The 18,397-nt window shown below is 62.1% G+C and carries 16 protein-coding genes and 1 riboswitch; of the genes, 1 reads left to right on the forward strand and 15 read right to left on the reverse strand.

The window, feature by feature from the left end:
- Nucleotides 1–90 precede the first annotated feature (90 nt).
- Nucleotides 91–1,095, reverse strand: coding sequence for a low-specificity L-threonine aldolase (ltaE, locus tag ATY02_RS27485; protein WP_068579379.1), 1,005 nt, complete (start codon nucleotides 1,093–1,095; stop codon nucleotides 91–93).
- A 213-nt stretch (nucleotides 1,096–1,308) separates the two neighbouring features.
- Nucleotides 1,309–1,479, forward strand: a riboswitch (FMN riboswitch).
- 120 nt (nucleotides 1,480–1,599) lie between these two features.
- Here ltaE and ATY02_RS27490 point away from each other — a divergent pair.
- Nucleotides 1,600–2,109, forward strand: coding sequence for a 6,7-dimethyl-8-ribityllumazine synthase (locus ATY02_RS27490; RefSeq protein WP_068579381.1), 510 nt, complete (start codon nucleotides 1,600–1,602; stop codon nucleotides 2,107–2,109).
- A 52-nt stretch (nucleotides 2,110–2,161) separates the two neighbouring features.
- Here the strand turns inward: ATY02_RS27490 and astE are convergent, their stop codons facing one another.
- From astE to acs, 14 genes are all read right to left on the reverse strand, one after another.
- The gene (gene astE, locus ATY02_RS27495) at nucleotides 2,162–3,172 is read right to left on the reverse strand and encodes a succinylglutamate desuccinylase (protein ID WP_068579386.1); all 1,011 of its coding nucleotides are present in this window, start codon (nucleotides 3,170–3,172) and stop codon (nucleotides 2,162–2,164) included.
- 12 nt (nucleotides 3,173–3,184) lie between these two features.
- Complete coding sequence (locus ATY02_RS27500; RefSeq protein WP_022640322.1) at nucleotides 3,185–3,472, reverse strand: hypothetical protein; 288 nt, start codon at nucleotides 3,470–3,472, stop codon at nucleotides 3,185–3,187.
- 56 nt (nucleotides 3,473–3,528) lie between these two features.
- A complete protein-coding gene (astB, locus tag ATY02_RS27505) occupies nucleotides 3,529–4,875 on the reverse strand; it encodes an N-succinylarginine dihydrolase (RefSeq protein ID WP_068579502.1) in 1,347 nt (448 codons plus the stop codon).
- 173 nt (nucleotides 4,876–5,048) lie between these two features.
- On the reverse strand, nucleotides 5,049–6,518 hold the full coding sequence (gene astD / locus ATY02_RS27510) for a succinylglutamate-semialdehyde dehydrogenase (protein ID WP_164823756.1): 1,470 nt from the start codon (nucleotides 6,516–6,518) through the stop codon (nucleotides 5,049–5,051).
- On the reverse strand, nucleotides 6,515–7,540 hold the full coding sequence (gene astA / locus ATY02_RS27515) for an arginine N-succinyltransferase (RefSeq protein WP_068579392.1): 1,026 nt from the start codon (nucleotides 7,538–7,540) through the stop codon (nucleotides 6,515–6,517). The genes astD and astA overlap by 4 nt, the downstream gene beginning before the upstream one ends.
- 85 nt (nucleotides 7,541–7,625) lie before the next feature.
- Nucleotides 7,626–8,645 (reverse strand): arginine/ornithine succinyltransferase subunit alpha, encoded by a 1,020-nt coding sequence (aruF, locus tag ATY02_RS27520; protein WP_068579395.1) that lies wholly within the window; start codon nucleotides 8,643–8,645, stop codon nucleotides 7,626–7,628.
- Between the two features lie 133 nt (nucleotides 8,646–8,778).
- Complete coding sequence (locus ATY02_RS27525; protein WP_068579398.1) at nucleotides 8,779–9,999, reverse strand: aspartate aminotransferase family protein; 1,221 nt, start codon at nucleotides 9,997–9,999, stop codon at nucleotides 8,779–8,781.
- A 383-nt stretch (nucleotides 10,000–10,382) separates the two neighbouring features.
- Entirely contained in the window at nucleotides 10,383–11,363 is a 981-nt protein-coding gene (gene argR, locus ATY02_RS27530) for a transcriptional regulator ArgR (protein ID WP_068579401.1), read from the reverse strand.
- Between the two features lie 112 nt (nucleotides 11,364–11,475).
- Nucleotides 11,476–12,240: an ABC transporter ATP-binding protein gene (locus ATY02_RS27535; RefSeq protein WP_068579404.1), complete on the reverse strand. Its 765-nt coding sequence runs from the start codon at nucleotides 12,238–12,240 to the stop codon at nucleotides 11,476–11,478.
- A gap of 23 nt (nucleotides 12,241–12,263) precedes the next feature.
- Complete coding sequence (locus ATY02_RS27540) at nucleotides 12,264–13,376, reverse strand: succinylglutamate desuccinylase/aspartoacylase family protein (RefSeq protein ID WP_068579406.1); 1,113 nt, start codon at nucleotides 13,374–13,376, stop codon at nucleotides 12,264–12,266.
- Between the two features lies 1 nt (nucleotide 13,377).
- Entirely contained in the window at nucleotides 13,378–14,076 is a 699-nt protein-coding gene (locus ATY02_RS27545) for an ABC transporter permease (RefSeq protein WP_068579409.1), read from the reverse strand.
- Nucleotides 14,073–14,762: an ABC transporter permease gene (locus ATY02_RS27550; RefSeq protein WP_068579412.1), complete on the reverse strand. Its 690-nt coding sequence runs from the start codon at nucleotides 14,760–14,762 to the stop codon at nucleotides 14,073–14,075. The genes ATY02_RS27545 and ATY02_RS27550 overlap by 4 nt, the downstream gene beginning before the upstream one ends.
- Nucleotides 14,763–14,853: 91 nt before the next feature.
- Complete coding sequence (locus tag ATY02_RS27555) at nucleotides 14,854–15,630, reverse strand: ABC transporter substrate-binding protein (RefSeq protein ID WP_068579415.1); 777 nt, start codon at nucleotides 15,628–15,630, stop codon at nucleotides 14,854–14,856.
- Nucleotides 15,631–16,279: 649 nt separating this feature from the next.
- Nucleotides 16,280–18,235, reverse strand: a complete 1,956-nt coding sequence (gene acs, locus ATY02_RS27560) for an acetate--CoA ligase (protein ID WP_068579418.1) — start codon at nucleotides 18,233–18,235, stop codon at nucleotides 16,280–16,282.
- Between the last annotated feature and the right edge of the window lie 162 nt (nucleotides 18,236–18,397).

Genomic DNA, 18,397 nt, shown 5'->3' on the forward strand with positions numbered 1-18,397 from the left:
ACGACGGCAAAGGGCCGCATTATATCGGCGTTAATCACTTGGTACAGTGTGTTTGTACGATACAAACAGTCAATTGGACGGAGAACACTGTCACTTGCGAGAAAACTCGGCAAAAGTGCTCACCACTTGGTCGATTTGCCCACGCTCGACGTCCAGATGAGTCACCAGGCGCATCCTTGGTGCGGCGCTCAGACGCACACCCCGCTCACCCGCAAAGGCCTTGAGGGCCTCGGCCCGCTCACCCAACTGCACATAGATCATATTGGTCTGCACCGGCTCGACGCTGTAACCCGCCGCGCGCAAGGCTTCGGCCAACAACTGCGCGTTGGCGTGGTCGTCCGCCAAACGCTGCACCTGATGATCCAGGGCATACAAGCCCGCGGCCGCCAGCCCTCCAGCCTGACGCATGCCGCCACCGACCATCTTGCGCAGGCGCCGGGCCTTGCCAATCAGCTCGCTGGAACCGCAAAGCACCGACCCGACCGGCGCCCCCAACCCTTTTGACAGGCATACCGATACCGAATCGAAGTGCTCGGTAATGGCGCGGGCCTCCACCCCCAGCTTCACGGCTGCGTTATACAAGCGCGCGCCATCCAAGTGCAGGGCCAAGCCGTGCTCGCGACTGAATGCGCGCGCCTGGGCCAGATAACCCAGCGGCAGGACCTTGCCCTGCATGGTGTTTTCCAGCGCCAGCAGGCGAGTACGGGCGAAATGGAAGTCATCGGGCTTGATCGCCGCTGCCACCTGGCCCAGGTCCAGCGAACCATCGGCCTGGACCTCCAGTGGTTGCGGCTGGATCGAGCCCAGCACCGCCGCGCCACCGCCCTCGTATTTGTAGGTGTGGGCTTGCTGCCCGACGATGTATTCGTCGCCACGCTCGCAATGAGCCATCAGCGCCAACAGATTGCTCATCGTGCCGGAAGGCACGAACAGCGCCGCAGCGAACCCCAGGCGCCTGGCCAGCTCGGCTTCCAGCTGGTTGACCGTCGGATCCTCGCCGTACACGTCGTCCCCGGTGCGGGCGCTGGCCATGGCATCGAGCATGCCGGGAGTCGGCTGGGTCACGGTGTCACTACGAAGATCGATCACGCTCATCACATCTGGCCTCGCTGCTGGCCCCTCGGGCCCGGTTAAGACAGGGAATTCCCTTTCGGACATGAATTACTGCCGTCTCACCCCCGAATAATCAAGCAACAACTTTAGAAAAAACTGATCCTGAGCAGGAAAAATCTGACAAGAACCCAAAGGTACGATGTTTTCCTGGGCAGACTGTGTTAAAAATCCACCGCCCGGGCCAAAGCCACGGGCATACGTTCTCAGGGCGGGGTGTAATTCCCCACCGGCGGTAATTGCACGCAATGTGCATAGCCCGCGAGCGCTTGGCACCATCGGCAGCTTGCCTGCAGGTGATGACAAGGTCAGCAGACCCGGTGTGATCCCGGGGCCGACGGTCATAGTCCGGATGAAGAGAGAACGGGATTAGCACCGAAGGGCCGCTGCCGAACCGTCGTGGGTAATCCACGCGGGCCCTGCGCGCACCCTTGAATCCCATTCGATTCATGCATGCCCTGTTTTTCATACAAACAGGAGTCAGAACAGATGCAACTCTCTGCTATCGATAGCAAAAGCAAACACCATCCCAACGAGCGCGTCGCCTTTGTCCAGGCTTGCTGGCACAAGGAAATCGTCGATCAGAGCCGCCAGGGCTTCCTCACCGAAATGCTTGCCCAGGGCTACCAGGAAAGCGACATCGACTTCTTCGAGGTCGGTGGCGCCTTCGAGATCCCGCTGCAAGCCAAGCTGCTGGCCAAGTCCGGTCGCTATACCGGGATCGTCGCGGCCGGCCTGGTGGTGGACGGCGGCCTCTACCGCCACGACTTCGTCGGCCAGGCGGTGATCAACGGGCTGATGCAGGTGCAATTGGAAACCGAAGTGCCGGTGTTCTCGGTGGTGCTGACCCCGCATCATTTCCATGCGGGCGAAGAACACCAGAAGTTCTTCTTCGAACACTTCGTGGTCAAGGGTCGGGAGGCGGCCATCACCTGCGCCGACACCCTGAACAAGACTCGCGCCCTGCGCCGTAACGAACAACGCGCAGTCGCAGTGTAAGGACTGCAACAAGGCAGCCCGCCACGGCGGGCTGCCTTGTTGGCTTGCAGTATCAGCTCAGGCCATCGGCCGTGGCCGGCACGATCAGGATCCCGGCACGCAGGCCATTCTTGACCTTGGGGTTGGGGAAAATGATCCTCGCGCCCTTCTCCTCGATGACCCAGCGGGTCTGGGCAATGTCCTCGGCCAGCAGGTAACCCATCTCCAATTCGGAAAAGTTCTCCACGTCCGCTGGCAAGTGCAGTTGGAAGCTGTCGCTGTGCTTGATCACTTCCCGAGAGACACTGAACAACTTCAATCCTTCGAGGCTGTCCTGCTCTGCGGGCGGCTCGCTGCCCTCGATCAGTTGCTTGAGCCGGGTTTCCAGGCGCTCGACATTGACCCCCTGGTTCTGCCCGAACGGCCGGGCCTTGCCCAGCTCCAGGGTGAAGGACTCGGCGCCCAGTTGATCGTAGGTGTAGGCGCTGAAAACGATCGACGGCTTGTTCTGCAACAGCACCGCCTCCATGCCGCAGGCCCGCAGGCGCGCCAGTTCGCGACGCGAATGCTGGCGCCCGTCCTTCCATGGGTACAGGGCGAACTGCTCGATCTTCGAACCGCGAATGGCCGTATGCAGGTCGTAGTGCAGGCGCTCGCGCCCCGGCACGCTGAAGAAACTCGCCGCCAGGCGCTCCAGCTCACAGGCGCGCAAGGCCTCATTACCACTGCTCAACTCATGCCGGCCGTTGAACAGTCGATTGACATCCTGCTCGACGAAACGCTCGCCGCGGCGCATGGCCTCGGGATTGCCGAACAGGAACAGGATACGGGCGCGGGGCTTCAGGTCGCCCCGGGCGATGTCATGCAACAGGCGGTCGAGCAACTCGATGGGAGCGGTCTCGTTGCCGTGGATGCCGGCGGACAACAACAGGTCCAGCCCGTTGTCGCGCGCCTCGGGGGGGCGCACTTCCAGCGCCCCCTCGCTCAGCCAGCGCATGCGCACGCCGTCGACAGTCAGTTGAGTCTTCTCTGCCGGTTCACGGCCGGCGAGGGTCAGTTCAAGCAGTTTGCCGAGGGCGAGCATAGAGCGCGTTCCTTAGTGAGCGTGGCCGCAGCCAGGGCCGTGTACGTGATCGTCGTCGCCAGCGTCGGCCGGCTCCATTTCCAACTGCAGGCTGACCAGGTTGGTCGCCAGTGGACGCAGCAGCAGGCTGGCGTACTCCTCGTCGCCCTCCTCCACATCCACGCCAATCAGCAACTGGCCACGGCCGTCCTGCTGGATCCACACTTCCTTGCCTTGCCACAACACCGCAAAACGGGTGCAGGAAGTTTCCTGCTGGGCGCCTTCGGCATCTTCAAGGATCAGTTGCAGGGTATCGCTCATGGGTCGGTTCTCGTCTGGGGTGAAGCACCGCACCCGGATCGTCCGGGTGCGGGCTGTCAATTGATCTGGAAAGGATAAACCGCGCCCAGTTTAAGGATTTGCGTCAACTCATCCAATGCCGTCCGGCACTCGACCAGCAGTTGCGGGTCCGCCAAGTCGCTTTCGGCCAGACGATCGCGGTAATGCTTGCCAACCCATTGGGTCAGGGTCTCGTACAGCGGCGCGGTCATGATCACGCCAGGGTTGACCGCCGCCAACTCGGTTTCGTTGAGCGCCACGCGCAGGCGCAGGCACGCCGGGCCACCGCCGTTCTGCATGCTCTGCTTGAGATCGAAGACCTTCACCTCGCGGATCACGCCGCCTGAGCTGGTGAGGTTTTGCAGGTATTGCCAGACCCGCTCGTTGCTGCGGCACTCTTCAGGCACGATCAGCAACATGCTGCCATCGGCACGAGACAACAGCTGGCTGTTGAACAGATAGGAGCGTACCGCGTCCTCTACCGACACCTGGGAGCGAGGCACGCAGATCGCCTGGAAGTTGGCGCCGCGCTTGCCCAGCTTGGCCTGCAGCTCGGCAAGCATCGTGTCGGTGTGGAGGAAGGCATCCTCGTGGTAGAACAGCACCTCGCCGTTACCCACGGCGATCACATCGTTATGGAACACGCCCTGGTCGATCACTGCCGGGTTCTGCTGGGCATAGACCACGCCCTCCTCGCCCAGCCCATGCAACCTGGCCACGGCCTGGGACGCCTCCAGGGTCTGGCGCGCCGGATACTTCTGCGGAGCCGGGTAGCGCGTATCGAAAGCACTGCGACCGAAGACGAAGAACTCGACGCCAGCCTGGCCGTAGTCACGGCAGAAGCGCGTGTGGTTGGCCGCGCCCTCATCACCGAACTGCGCCACTGCCGGCAAGGCCGCGTGGTGGGCGAAGTGCTTCTGGTCGGCGAACATCGCCCCCAGTACCCGGCTGGTGGTCGGGTGCTCGATGCTGCGGTGGTACTTGCAGTTGAGGTTGGCGGCGGTGAAATGCACACGGCCATCGGCGGTGTCGGCACTCGGGCTCACGGTGGCGGCGTTGGCCACCCACATGCTCGAAGCCGAGCAACTGGCGACCAGCAACGGCATGGCCTGCTTGGCCGCCTGCTGAATGACCTGCGCATCCGTTCCGGCAAAGCCCAGGCTACGCAGCGCAGCCACATCCGGACGCTCCTGCGGGGCGAGCACGCCCTGCTGGAAGCCCATGTCCATCAGCGCCTTCATCTTCGCCAGGCCCTGCAACGCCGCTTCTTTAGGATTGGAGCCCTGCTGGCTATTGCTCTGGGAGGCGACGTTGCCGTAGGACAAACCGCCGTAGTTATGGGTCGGCCCCACTAGACCGTCAAAATTGACTTCATAGGATTTCATCAGCGAGGCTCCACGAATCTGCTTGTTATAGGCATCGATATCAGTACAGGTCTTTGAGGCCAACGACGCCCGTTTCAGGAGACGTTCGCAGCCTGCGGCAGCGGCTTCATCGACGCCCCACCGCTGTTTGCAGCCGCTGCCGTGGAGCGCCAGGGGCACTCCACGGCTTCTCATCAATCCAGGCGCACGCCCGGGGTCAGCGCTCCGGGCAAGACCAGGCTCGGAGTCTCCAGGGAGGCTACCGGGTACGCGCAGTAATCCGCGGCGTAATAGGCGCTGGCCCGATGGTTGCCCGAGGCCCCCACACCACCGAATGGCGCGCTGCTGGCAGCACCGGTCAACTGCTTGTTCCAGTTGACGATCCCGGCCCGGCTCTGCAACCAGAACTGCTGGTAGCGCTCTTCGGAATCCGACAGCAGACCGGCCGCCAGGCCGTACTGGGTATTGTTGGCCTCGGCGATGGCGCCATCGAAATCAGCGTAGCGGATCACTTGCAGCAACGGCCCGAACAGCTCCTCGTCAGGTCGCTCGGCCACCGCCGTGACATCCAGGATCCCCGGAGTCAGCAGTGCGGCCTGGGCCTGGAGCTGGGTCATTTCCAGCAGGGCCACGGCGCCGTTGGCCAACAACTGGCGCTGGGCATCCAGCAGTGCCTGGGCGGCGCCCAGGGAGATTACCGAGCCCATGAACGGCGCTGGTTGCTGGTCGAAGGCACCCACCTCGATGGTCGAGCTGACCGCCACCAGGCGCGCCAGCAACGAGTCGCCCCAGGCGCCTGCCGGCACCAGCAGGCGGCGGGCACAGGTGCAGCGCTGGCCGGCCGAGATGAAGGCGGACTGGATGATGGTGTACACCGCGGCATCCAGGTCCGCGACCTGGTCCACCACCAACGGGTTGTTACCCCCCATCTCCAGGGCCAGGATCTTGTCCGGACGCCCGGCGAACTGCTGGTGCAAGTGGTTGCCGGTACGGCTGGAACCCGTGAAGAACAGGCCATCGATCCCTGGGTTGGCGGCCAAGGCGATCCCGGTTTCCCGGGCGCCCTGCAACAGGTTGAGCACGCCCGCCGGCAGGCCGGCCTCGATCCAGCACCGGACCGTCAGCTCGGCGACCTTGGGCGTCAGCTCGCTGGGCTTGAACAGCACACTGTTACCCGCCAGCAGCGCCGGCACTATGTGGCCATTGGGCAGGTGGCCGGGGAAGTTGTAGGGGCCGAACACCGCCACCACGCCATGGGGCTTGTGTCGCAGCACGGCGGTGGCGTCGCCCAGCGGGCCGCTCTTCTCGCCGGTGCGCTCACGGTAGCTTTGCACCGAGATGGCGATCTTGTTGACCATGCTGGTCACTTCCGTGGTCGCCTCCCACAACGGCTTGCCGGTTTCCTCGCCAATGCAGCGGGCCAGTTCGTCGGCACGGGCCTTGAGGCCGGCAGCGAAGGCTTCGAGCACGCCGATGCGCTCCTCCAGGGAACGCTTGGCCCAGGCTGGGAATGCCTGGCGCGCAGCATGCACCGCGCTATCCACCTGGGCGGGCGTTGCGCCGTTGCCGGACCAGATGACCTCCTGGGTCACCGGATTGACGGAGGTGAAGGCTTCACCCTGGCCGGCCAGCCATTGGCCGGCGATGTACAACGTGCTCATTATTTCGACTCCCGAGAAGCAGACAGCGGAACCGCGCGGACCTGGTCGCCGGCGTTGAGTTGCAGGCGCTTGGCGGTCAGTGGATCGACCACCAGGGTGCCCGAGGCGAAGCGCGCAGGCGCCGCGGTGATACGACACTCCTCGCGCTTGCGGTTGTGGATCAGGAATGGCGTGGCGTCGTCGCCCGGGGTGCCGATGGCCAACACCAGCGCCTGGCTGTCGCGCACCGCGCGGATCTTGCTGGTCTCGCACTCCACCGCCGGGCCGGCGTCGAAGATGTCGACATAACCCTGGTAGCTGAAGCCCTCGCTCTTGAGCATGGCCAGGGCCGGCTCGGTGTCGGTGTGGACCTTGGCGATGACGTTGCGCGCGTCCTCGGAAAGAAAGCAGGTGTAGAGCGGGAACTTGGGCATCAACTCGGCGATGAAAGCCTTGTTGCCAACGCCAGTGAGGTAGTCCGCCTGGCTGAATTCCATCTTGAAGAAATGCCGGCCCAGGCTTTCCCAGAAGGGCGAGCGCCCCTGCTCATCGGACATGCCGCGCATCTCGGCGATGATCTTGTTGCCGAACAGCTGCGGGAACTCGGCGATGAACAGCATGCGCGCCTTGGCCAACATGCGGCCGTTGAGGCCGTTACGGTAGTCGGCATGCAGGAACAGCGAACACAGCTCGGAGTTGCCGGTCAGGTCGTTGGCCAGGAACAGCGTCGGGATCTCGCGGTAGATGTTCAGTTCCTGGGAAGCGCTGACGGTCAGGCCCACCCGGAAGTTGTACCAGGGCTCACGCAGGCCGACCGCACCGGCGATGGCGGAAATCCCCACCACCCGGCCGTTGTCGTCCTCCAGCACGAACAGGTAGTCCGCATCACCGCGCTCGGCTTCACCGCGAAAGGTCTTCTCCGCCCAGCCGACCCGATGGGTCAGGCGCTCTTCGTTGGCCGGCAAGGTGGTGAGGCCGGTGCCGGTGCTGCGGGCCAGGTCGATCAGCGCGGGTAAATCGCTGCTGCGTACGGGACGAACGATCATGCTATCTCCTCAGACGGACGCCTTTGCCGGCGTCCGCGAAACTCGCTGCTTTGCAGACAGGCTTTCCAGGTCGTGGAAGCCGCCGTTAAACCGCCACCAGGCGCACGCTGGCACCTTCACCGACGCCCAGGGCCTCGGCTGCTTGCAGATCCAGGGTCACTGGCTTGCCCGGCGCGTAGTCCAGCTCCAGCAGCACCGCGCGGTAGTCCTGCAACTGGCCGTTGGAAACCAGGTACTGGCGACCGCCGCCCTTGAGCGCTTCGCCGATCCTGACCGGCACCACGCGGCTCTGGGCAATCGAACGGATCCCGGAAACCCGCGCATGCAGGGTCGGGCCGCCGTCGAAAATATCGATGTAGTGATCGGTCTCGAAACCTTCGCGCATCAGGATGTCGAAGGTGATCTGCGCCCGCGGATGCACCTGGCCCATGGCTTCCTGGGCGGCGTCCGGCAGCAACGGCACGTAGATCGGATAATGCGGCATCAGCTCGGCCAGGAAAGTCCGGCTCTTGAGGCCGCACAGGCGCTCGGCCTCGGCATAGTTGAGATCGAAGAAGTTGCGTCCGATGGCATCCCAGAACGGCGAGTCGCCATTTTCGTCGCTGTAGCCAACGATCTCGGTCACCACCGAATCGGCGAAGCGTTCCGGGTGGTTGGCCACGAACAGCAGGCGGCCACGGGAGTTGAGCTCGGCCCAGGGCGTGCCCACCAGGTCGCGGACCACATAGAAGCTGGTCAGCAGGCTGTTGCCGGTCAGGTCATGGCACTGGGACAGGACATGGATCTTGTTGTGGATCTTCAGCTCGCGGGACGCATGGACGAAGGTTTCGTTGCGAAAGCTGTAGAACGGCTCGGAGTAGCCCGCCGAGGCGACGATGGCCGAGCATCCCACCAGCTTGCCGCTTTCGCTGTCCTCGAGGACGAAGAAGTAGCTCTCTTCACCGTTGAAGCTCACTTCCGCGGCGAACGAAGCCTCGCTCGCGGCGATCTTGTCGCGCAGGCGCTCCACATCGTCCGGCAAGGAGGTGACACCAATCGGGCTGTCTGCAGCCAGACGCTGTACCTCGCCCAGATCGGCCATTTGCGCGGGGCGCATCACCAGCATGGTGTCACTCCTTACTCTAAAACAGGTCGGAAACCGTCCGACTCAGGGAAAAAAATGCCGGGATAGCCCGGCACAGGAATTAGTGCTCGACGCCAGGAAAAAACACCGGCGCCGAGAAATACCACCGCCTGGATCAGGCTTGGGTCAGTTTCGCCACGGCGCGCTCGAAGCGATCCAGGCCCTGGTCGATATCGGCATCCTCGACCACCAGGCTCGGGGCGAAACGCACCACGTCCGGACCGGCTTGCAGAATCATCAAGCCTTCTTTCTCAGCGGCGTTGAACACGTCCTTGGCCTTGCCCTTCCAGGCGTCGCTAAGTACGCAACCGAGCAGCAGGCCCAGGCCACGGATTTCCGTGAACAGGCCGTACTTGGCGCCGATCTGCGACAGACGAGTCTTGAAGCGATCGTGCTTGGCCTTGACGCCATTGAGCACTTCGGGGGTGTTGATCACGTCCATCACCGCCCCAGCCACTGCACAGGCCAGCGGGTTGCCGCCGTAGGTAGTGCCGTGGGTACCGACTACCAGGTGCTTGGCCAGCTCTTCGGTGGTCAGCATCGCCGCGATCGGGAAGCCGCCACCCAGGCTCTTGGCGCTGGTGAGGATGTCCGGGGTGACGCCGTAATGCTGGTAGGCGAACAGCTCGCCGCAGCGGCCCATGCCGGTCTGCACTTCGTCGAACACCAGCAGCGCGTTGTGCTGGTCGCACAGCTCACGGGCACCTTGCAGGTAGGCCAGCTCGGCCGGCAACACGCCGCCCTCACCCTGGATCGGCTCCAGCACCACGGCGCAGGTCTTGTCGGAGATCGCGGCTTTCAGCGCGGCCAGGTCGTTGTATGGCACATGGGTGATGCCGGTGATCTTCGGACCGAAGCCATCGGAATACTTGGACTGGCCACCAACGTTGACGGTGAACAGGGTGCGACCGTGGAAGCTGTTGAGCGCTGCGATGATTTCGTACTTCTCGGCACCGAATCGATCATGGGCCACGCGACGGGCCAGCTTGAAAGCGGCCTCGTTGGCCTCCGCGCCGGAGTTACAGAAGAATGCACGCTCGGCGAAGGTGGCGTCGATCAGCTTGTGGGCCAGGCGCAAGGCCGGCTCATTGGTGAATACGTTGGAGACATGCCACAGCTTGTTCGCCTGCTCGGTCAGGGCGCCCACCAGGGCCGGATGGGCATGGCCCAGCACGTTGACCGCGATGCCGCCGGCGAAGTCGATCAGCTCCCGTCCCGTCTGGTCCCAGACTCGAGACCCCGCGCCGCGCACAGGAATGAAAGCCGCAGGTGCGTAGTTGGGAACCATCACCTGGTCGAAATCGGCGCGTTGCACCGGAGCTTGCTCAACGGACATCGGAGTCTCCTGAAGAGGAACACCCGCCTGGAACTGGCGAGCGATGGAGGGATTGTAAGGACAGTTTTGTGCCCGGCCTTGTCGCCAAGCGACAACTTCTTATAGCGCCAACCCCGGTTTTTCGTGGGTTTATGGCAATGCGACAAATAGCGTCGCAAAGGCGCAGTTTAAACTGCGTGGCGCCTGAACGGCAGGTTTGCCGGGCTAATTATCCGCTTGGCCGGTAACGCCGCTCACGCCTCTTTTTAGCCGCCGGGCGCACAACGTTCGCAAGGCTGACAACGCCAAGCGCCAGTAGCGCTCAGATACCCCTGGCGACCCGCACAAGCCATGCACGACCTTCAGCAGCGGCTACACCAGGCACCGAGCTGGAAGGGAGCGGATCAGCCGCGCTCGGCGGGTACGGAGGAGAGTTCGAAGGGGCTGCTGCTACGCCGCTGGTTACGGTCTTCACGCGGGGTGGCGCCAAAGAAATTGCGGTAGGCGCTGGAGAAGTGCGGCCCGGAGGAGAAACCGCAGGACAGGCCGATCTGGATGATCGACTTGCTGGTCTGCATCAGCATCTGCCGTGCCTTGTTCAGCCGCAGCTCCAGGTAGTACTGGCTCGGCACACGGTTCAGGTACTGTTTGAAGATCCGCTCCAGCTGGCGACGAGATACGCAGACGTGTTGGGCGATCTCGTCAGTGGTCAGCGGCTCCTCGATATTGGCCTCCATCAGCAATACCGCCTGAGTCAGCTTCGGATGGCTGGAGCCCAGGCGGTTCTGCAGCGGAATGCGCTGGCGCTCGCCACCTTCGCGAATACGTTCGACCACCAGTTCCTCGGATACTGCCCCAGCCAGCTCGGCGCCGTGGTCACGCGCCAGCACCGCCAGCAGCAAGTCCAACACCGACATGCCGCCACAGGCGGTCAACCGATCACGATCCCAATCGAACAAGTGGCTGGTGGCGATAACCTTGGGAAAACGCTCGGCAAAATCATCCTGCCAGCGCCAGTGCACCGCTGCCCGATAACCATCGAGCAGGCCCAATTGGGCCAGCGGATAAACGCCTGCGGACAATCCGCCCACCACACAACCGGAGCGCACCAACTGCTTGAGCGCGGTACCCAGTGCCGGGCTCATGGGCGCCGGCGGCTCGTCCGCCAGCAGGAACAGTTTCTGGCACCCTTCAAGCTTGCCCGCCCAAGGCTCGCCCGGCAGTTGCCAGGCACCTTGCGCAGGAGCCTCGGCCTGGAGAAAGGCCAGCTCATAGATCACGTCCGGATGAACCCGCTGGGCGACGCGCAAAGCCTCCTCGGCCAGCGCCAGCGTCAAGGCTTTAGTGCTGGGCCAAATCAGGAAACCAATTCGATGGGCAGTCATGGCGGGCAATCCGAAACGAAAACAGGGTAGGAAACCAAGGGCGGCTGCACCAAGTTAGACCATCTGGCGCAGGGCGCTCAGCATGACCTAATTTGGTGCATTACGGCAGCTATTACTTGAGACTGCCGGAGAGGAATTGTTGCAAACGTTCTGATTGCGGATTCACCAGCACTTCCCGCGGATTGCCGCTCTCTTCCACCAACCCCTTGTGCAGGAACACCAGTTGATTGGAGACCTCGCGGGCAAAACCCATCTCGTGGGTCACCACCACCATGGTCCGGCCTTCCTGGGCCAGGGACTGCATGACCTTCAGTACGTCGCCCACCAGCTCCGGGTCCAGGGCCGAGGTTGGCTCGTCGAACAGCATGACCTCAGGCTCCATGGCCAGGGCCCGGGCGATCGCCACGCGCTGCTGCTCGCCACCGGACATGTGCCCCGGGTAGGCATCCTTGCGATGCGCCACACCGACCTTGGCCAGGTAATGCTCAGCCTTCTCGCGAGCCTCGGCCTTGGATACGCCCAATACATGCACCGGGGCTTCCATGATGTTCTCGATGGCGGTCATGTGCGACCACAGGTTGAAGTGCTGGAACACCATCGACAGGCGCGAGCGCATGCGCTGCAACTGCTTGGGGTCAGCGGCCTTGAGGGCGCCGTCCTTGTTGGCCACCAGCTTCAGCTCTTCATTGTTCAGCAGGATCTTCCCGGCGTGGGGTTGCTCCAGCAGGTTGATGCAGCGCAAAAAGGTACTCTTGCCCGAGCCACTGGAGCCGATGATGCTGATCACATCGCCAGCCGCGGCCTTCAGGGACACACCCTTGAGCACTTCATGACTGCCATAGCGCTTATGCAGGTCTTGGACTTCAAGTTTGTACATGCGGTCGGTTCTCACAAAAACAGTCAGTCGTTGAGCAAGCGCCCGTGACGCAGCGCTTCGCGCCCCGCCACCTTGGCCAGCCAGAAACCGGGTTGGGCATAACGCAGCCGCTCAACGGCGAATAGCACGCCGCTGGTGCCAGCACATACCGTGCTGACCCGATCGGATAGAGGATCAATCACTTCGAAAATCGGCTCGCCCACTTCCACCCAGCTACCAGCCGGACGCAGGAAACTCACCACGCCAGGATGCGGCGCATACAGTAATTCAGTGCCTTCGAAGGGCATGCCCTCGCAGGCTTCACGCGCTGGCGCCGGCCACTGCCCGGCAATCAGCCCCTGCTCGGCGAGGAACGCCAGGATACCCTCGGCATGCGCCTCGGCCTGGGGACGCCCAGTATCGGCCTGGCCACCCAGCTCAAGCGTAGTCGCCAGGCACGCCAGGGGAATCTGTGCTTCGGGGAACTGCCGCGACAGGCGCAGCCAGGGCAGCGAACAGGCTTCGTCGAACGAACTGCCACCGGAATCCTCGGCCAACAGGCCGACCCGTACATCCAGGTGAGCCGCCAAGGAACGCCATTGCGGCCAATGCTGCGGCAAGGCATACATGTGCAGCGCCGCCTCGGCATCGCAATGCAGATCCAGTACCACGTCGGCGGTGCAGGCATGCGCCAGCAACACCCGCTGCATGCCCTGCAACTGGCTGGCAGCCGGCGGCAATTCGGCCAGCACATCAGCCATGGCCTGGCGGATCAGTTGCACGTTGGCGTGGGCATCGTCACCCAGGCGCCCTTGCAGGCGCTGAGCCACAGGCTCGCTGAGCTCGACGAAATCGCGATTGAAATTCTTGCCGCTACCGGCCTCGAAGCGCCCCTGGTGATTGCCTTGCAGCAACTGCCCAAGCCCCAGGGGATTGGCCACCGGCACCAGTTCGATGACGCCCTTGAGGGCCCCCTGGGCTTCCAGCTCGGCCAGGCGCTTCTTCAGCTCCCAGGCGGTCCGCATGCCAGGCAGTTCGTCTGCGTGCAGGCTGGCCTGGATATAGGCCTTGCGCTCGCCACTGCCGAAACGGAACACCGAGATGCTGCGCTCGCTGCCCAGGTGGCTCCAGGGCAATGGATGGTCGATACGTTCCATATCAGTGCTTCCGTGGCGCCAGGTAGCGCAGCCAGCGGCCTTCGGCCAGCTTGAACAGGCGCACCAGGATAAAGGTCAGGCACAGGTAGAACACACCGGCGGTGATATAGGCCTCGAATGGCAGGTAGTACTGCGCATTGACCGTACGTGCCGCACCGGTGATATCGATCAGGGTGACGATGGAAGCCAGGCTGGTGGTCTGCAGCATCATGATCACTTCGTTGCTGTACTGCGGCAGCGCCCGGCGCAGGGCCGACGGCAGGAGGATGCGGCGATACATCTTGTAGCGCGACATGCCCACGGCCTTGGCCGCCTCGATCTCGCCATGGGGCGTGGCCTTGAGGCTGCCAGCGATGATTTCCGCGGTATAGGCACTGGTATTGACGGCGAAAGCCAGGCAGGCACAGAAGGTCGCGCTGGACAGCCAGGGCCAAAGGAAGCTCTCACGCACGACCTCGAACTGGGCCAGGCCGTAATAGATCAGGAACAACTGCACCAGCATCGGGGTGCCGCGGATCACATAGGTGTAGAGCCAGGCCGTCATGTTCACCAACGGCTGCTTGGATACACGCATCAAGCCCAGAGGCAGAGCCACCAGCAAGCCGAAGAACAGCGACAGCGCCAGCAACTTCAGGGTGGTCAGCAGGCCGCTGAAGTACAGCGGCAAGGCATCATAGATGACGTTGTAGTCGAAGATCATAGATCAGCCGCCTTTACGCCTACCGAGTAGCGCTTCTCAAGGTGACGCAATGCCAGCAACGAGACACTGGTGATCACCAGGTACATGGCCGCCACTGCAAGGAAGAAGGTGAAAGGCTCGCGAGTGGCATCTGCCGCCTGCTTGGCCTTGAACATCATGTCCTGCAGGCCCACCACGGAAATCAGCGCGGTAGCCTTGGTCAGCACCAGCCAGTTGTTGGTGAAGCCGGGAATCGCCAGGCGGATCATCTGCGGCACCATCACCCGGAAGAATACCTGGGGACTGCTCATGCCATAGGCCATGCCTGCTTCTGCCTGCCCCTTGGGAATCGCCATGAAGGCACCACGAAAGGTCTCCGACAGGTAGGCCCCGAAGATGAAACCAAGCGTGCCAATACCGGCGGCCAGCGGATTGAGGTCGATGTACTCGTCGAAACCCAGCAGCGGAGCCACGCGATTGAGCAGATCCTGGCCGCCGTAGAAGATCAGCAGGATCAGTACCAGGTCGGGAATGCCACGGATCACCGTGGAATACAGGTCGCCCAGCCAGGCCAGCCAGCGTACCGGCGAGAGTCGCAGGGCGACCCCGATCAGACCCAGAACAATGGCCAGGGCCATGGACGACAAGGCGAGCTGAAGCGTCAGCCAAGCGCCATCGAGGATGACAGCCCCGTAGCCTTTCAACATGATTCAGGTCCTCGAAAGTTGGGATGAAAAAATGGCGCAAACCTCAGAGATTCTGCTGCTTGCGCCATCTCGGACTGACGAATTCGACGGCTTATTTGCCGTAGATGTCGAAGTCGAAGTATTTGTCCTGGATTTCCTTGTACTTGCCGTTCTCGCGAATGGCTGCAATGGCGGCATTGATCTTGTCCAGATCAGCCTTGTCACCCTTGCGTACGGCGATCCCTACGCCGTCACCGAAGTACTTGACGTCGGTGAAGGCTGGGCCAACGAAGGCAAAGCCCTTGCCGGAGTCAGTCTTCAAGAAGCCGTCGTTCAACAGGGTAGCGTCCGCCACGGTGCCGTCGAGGCGACCGGCCGCTACATCCAGGTAGATTTCGTTCTGCGAGCCGTAAGGCTTGATCTGTGCGCCCAGGGGAGCCAGGACTTCACGAGCGAAACGCTCATGGATCGAACCGCGCTGCACGCCGATGTTCTTGCCCTTGAGCTCGGACATGCCGTCGCTGACCTGGGTACCGGCCTTCATGACCAGGCGTGCAGGCGTGTTGTAGTACTTATTGGTGAAGTCCACGGACTTCTTGCGATCATCGGTGATCGACATGGACGAGAGGATCGCGTCGATCTTGCGCACTTTCAGCGCAGGGATCAGGCCATCGAACTCTTGTTCGACCCAGACGCACTTGACCTTCATCTGCTCGCACAGGGCATTGCCGATGTCGTAATCGAAACCGACGATGCTGCCATCCGGAGCCTTGGAGGCAAATGGAGGGTAAGCCGCCTCAATACCAATTTTCAGGGGCTTTTCGTCGGCAATGCTCGACAGCGAAAACACGGACAGTGCCAGGGCGCCAAGAAGCACGAGTTTCTTCATTCTTAGGACTCCATCGGTAAAGGGCAAAAACGGCAGAGTGAGCGACAGCCCAATATGCGAATGGGTGGAACCTCAATAGCGGTGCTGCGTCCTGGGAGGCCCTAAAAAGGATTCACACACAGGCAACGACGAGCGAGTGACCGGCATTCTAACGACAGGCCGGAAGCCGATATTTCCTCAATGCGACAACAAATTACAGAAGCATCGAGAATACCGGAGCGGCATATTGACAGCTCTTCAGGTTTATGCAAGAGCAAAAGACAGTGAACCAATCTACGTTGCAAATTGCGGGCCTATTATTGGCAAAGCCTTCTATTCCGGCAAGCGCAGCGTGATGCCTTATTTTTTGAAGGGATATAGAACGCCTTAAAACAGGGCCTGGCGTTTCCCATCGCCCCGAAATCGGTCGTGAGGTTACACCCTCGGTAGCGCCGGTAACATTCAGATACGACTGATGGGCAGCCGATATTTATTCAAGCCCTCGACAGCCTCATCCAGCGCAATCAGCCGCTCAAGAAAGGCACTCCCAAAGCCCTGCAATAGCCTGCCCCTTCCGGCCCGGGCCAGGCACAACGACAAACCCTGCGCGCAGCCATGAAAAAGCCCCGCCCGGCAAGACCGGGCGGGGCTGGATGACGCAAGGCTCGTCTTAGGCGACGTTCATGGTCTTGTGGGTATCGATCAAGTGCTGCACGACACCGGGATCAGCCAGGGTGGAGATATCGCCCAGGCCGTCGTACTCCGCAGTAGCGATCTTGCGCAGGATCCGCCGCATGATCTTCCCGGAACGAGTCTTCGGCAGGCCTGGAGCCCACTGGATGACATCTGGCGAAGCGATCGGACCGATCTCCTTGCGCACCCAGTTCTTCAACTCCATACGCAGGGCTTCGCTCGGCTCCTCACCACCGTTGAGGGTGACATAGACATAAATGCCCTGCCCCTTGATGTCGTGCGGCACTCCCACGACCGCTGCCTCGGCGACTTTCGGGTGAGCAACCATGGCGCTCTCGATCTCGGCGGTGCCCATGCGGTGCCCGGAGACATTGAGTACGTCATCCACACGCCCTGTGATCCACCAGTAACCATCCTCGTCGCGACGAGCACCGTCACCGGTGAAGTACATGCCACGGAAGGTCTTGAAGTAAGTATCGACGAAGCGATCGTGGTCACGGTACAGGGTCCGCGCCTGACCTGGCCACGAGTCGAGAATCACCAGGTTACCCTCGGCAGCCCCCTCGATGATGTTACCCAGGTTGTCCACCAGGGCTGGCACCACGCCGAAGAACGGCCGTGCAGCGGAGCCCGGCTTCAGGGCATGGGCGCCAGGCAGCGGGCTCATCAGGGTGGCACCGGTCTCAGTCTGCCACCAGGTATCGACGATCGGGCAGCGAGACTGGCCGACGTTCTTGTAGTACCAGTCCCAGGCTTCCGGGTTGATCGGCTCGCCCACCGATCCCAACAAGCGCAGGCTGCTGCCATCGGCACCTTCGCAGGCCGCAGTGCCCGAGGCCATCATGGCGCGGATCGCAGTTGGTGCGGTGTAGAGGATATTGACCTTGTGCTTGTCGACGATCTTCGCCACACGGGTCACGTCCGGATAGTTCGGCACGCCTTCGAAGAGCAAGGTTGTAGCGCCATTGGCCAGGGGACCGTAGACGATATAGGTGTGGCCAGTCACCCAGCCCACGTCGGCGGTGCACCAGTAGATCTCGCCCGGACGGTAGTCGAACACTCGCTCATGGGTCAGCGATGCATACAACAGGTAACCACCGGTGGTGTGCTGCACACCCTTGGGCTTGCCGGTGGATCCGGAGGTATAGAGGATGAACAGGGCCTCTTCGGCACCCATTTCCTTCGGCGCGCAGACACTGCCTGCGACCTTCATCAGGTCTTCGTACCAGATGTCGCGATGCTGGTTCCATTTGATGTCGCCACCGGTGCGCTTGCACACGATGACCTTTTGGATGCTGCTGGTTTCCGGGTTGGTCAGGGCATCGTCGACGTTGGCCTTGAGCGGGATCTTCTTCCCGGCACGAATGCCTTCGTCGGCAGTGATCACCACTTTCGAACGGCAGTCGATGATGCGGCCAGCCAAGGCCTCTGGCGAGAAGCCACCGAACACCACCGAATGGATGGCCCCGATGCGCGCGCAGGCCAGCATGGCCACCACCGCCTCGGGAATCATTGGCATGTAGATAGTCACCACATCGCCACGGTGCACGTCCTGGCCACGCAGGGCGTTGGCGAACTTGCAGACGGCCTCATGCAGTTCGCGGTAGGTAATGTTGCGGCTTTCGGAAGGATCGTCGCCCTCCCAAATGATTGCTACTTGATCGCCACGCTCGGCCAGGTGGCGATCCAGGCAGTTGTAGGAGACGTTCAGGGTGCCGTCGGCAAACCATTTGATATCGACATGATGATCGTCGAAGGAAGTCTGCTTCACCGTGGTAAAAGGCTTGATCCAGTCGAGGCGCTTGCCCTGTTCACGCCAGAACCCATCCGGGTTCACGACCGACTGCTGGTACATGGCCTTGTAGGTCGCCTCGTCAGTCAGCGTATTGGCCAAAACCTCGGGACGAACGGGATACACAGAAGCCGCACTCATCTTTCTTACCTCGGTGACATAGTTGTTTTTGTATGACCCCGTTGTAGCCGGGGGAGGCCTATAGAACCATTCGACGATGGTAGTAACAACCCCCTGCGAAATACCTCGACATTTACCAGAACCCCTCAAGAACAGGGCCTACAGCCAAATTCACCACCTGCA

The organism is Pseudomonas sp. BIOMIG1BAC (genome assembly GCF_001705995.2).
Classification (GTDB): Bacteria; Pseudomonadota; Gammaproteobacteria; order Pseudomonadales; family Pseudomonadaceae; genus Aquipseudomonas; species Aquipseudomonas sessilinigenes.

Excerpts from the sequence above, each read along its gene's own strand:
- ltaE (WP_068579379.1), bottom strand. The coding sequence starts at position 1,095 with ATGAGCGTGATCGATCTTCGTAGTGACACCGTGACCCAGCCGACTCCC.
- ATY02_RS27490 (WP_068579381.1), top strand. The coding sequence starts at position 1,600 with ATGCAACTCTCTGCTATCGATAGCAAAAGCAAACACCATCCCAACGAG.
- astE (WP_068579386.1), bottom strand. The coding sequence starts at position 3,172 with ATGCTCGCCCTCGGCAAACTGCTTGAACTGACCCTCGCCGGCCGTGAA.
- ATY02_RS27500 (WP_022640322.1), bottom strand. The coding sequence starts at position 3,472 with ATGAGCGATACCCTGCAACTGATCCTTGAAGATGCCGAAGGCGCCCAG.
- astB (WP_068579502.1), bottom strand. The coding sequence starts at position 4,875 with ATGAAATCCTATGAAGTCAATTTTGACGGTCTAGTGGGGCCGACCCAT.
- astA (WP_068579392.1), bottom strand. The coding sequence starts at position 7,540 with ATGATCGTTCGTCCCGTACGCAGCAGCGATTTACCCGCGCTGATCGAC.
- aruF (WP_068579395.1), bottom strand. The coding sequence starts at position 8,645 with ATGCTGGTGATGCGCCCCGCGCAAATGGCCGATCTGGGCGAGGTACAG.
- ATY02_RS27525 (WP_068579398.1), bottom strand. The coding sequence starts at position 9,999 with ATGTCCGTTGAGCAAGCTCCGGTGCAACGCGCCGATTTCGACCAGGTG.
- argR (WP_068579401.1), bottom strand. The coding sequence starts at position 11,363 with ATGACTGCCCATCGAATTGGTTTCCTGATTTGGCCCAGCACTAAAGCC.
- ATY02_RS27535 (WP_068579404.1), bottom strand. The coding sequence starts at position 12,240 with ATGTACAAACTTGAAGTCCAAGACCTGCATAAGCGCTATGGCAGTCAT.
- ATY02_RS27540 (WP_068579406.1), bottom strand. The coding sequence starts at position 13,376 with ATGGAACGTATCGACCATCCATTGCCCTGGAGCCACCTGGGCAGCGAG.
- ATY02_RS27545 (WP_068579409.1), bottom strand. The coding sequence starts at position 14,076 with ATGATCTTCGACTACAACGTCATCTATGATGCCTTGCCGCTGTACTTC.
- ATY02_RS27550 (WP_068579412.1), bottom strand. The coding sequence starts at position 14,762 with ATGTTGAAAGGCTACGGGGCTGTCATCCTCGATGGCGCTTGGCTGACG.
- ATY02_RS27555 (WP_068579415.1), bottom strand. The coding sequence starts at position 15,630 with ATGAAGAAACTCGTGCTTCTTGGCGCCCTGGCACTGTCCGTGTTTTCG.
- acs (WP_068579418.1), bottom strand. The coding sequence starts at position 18,235 with ATGAGTGCGGCTTCTGTGTATCCCGTTCGTCCCGAGGTTTTGGCCAAT.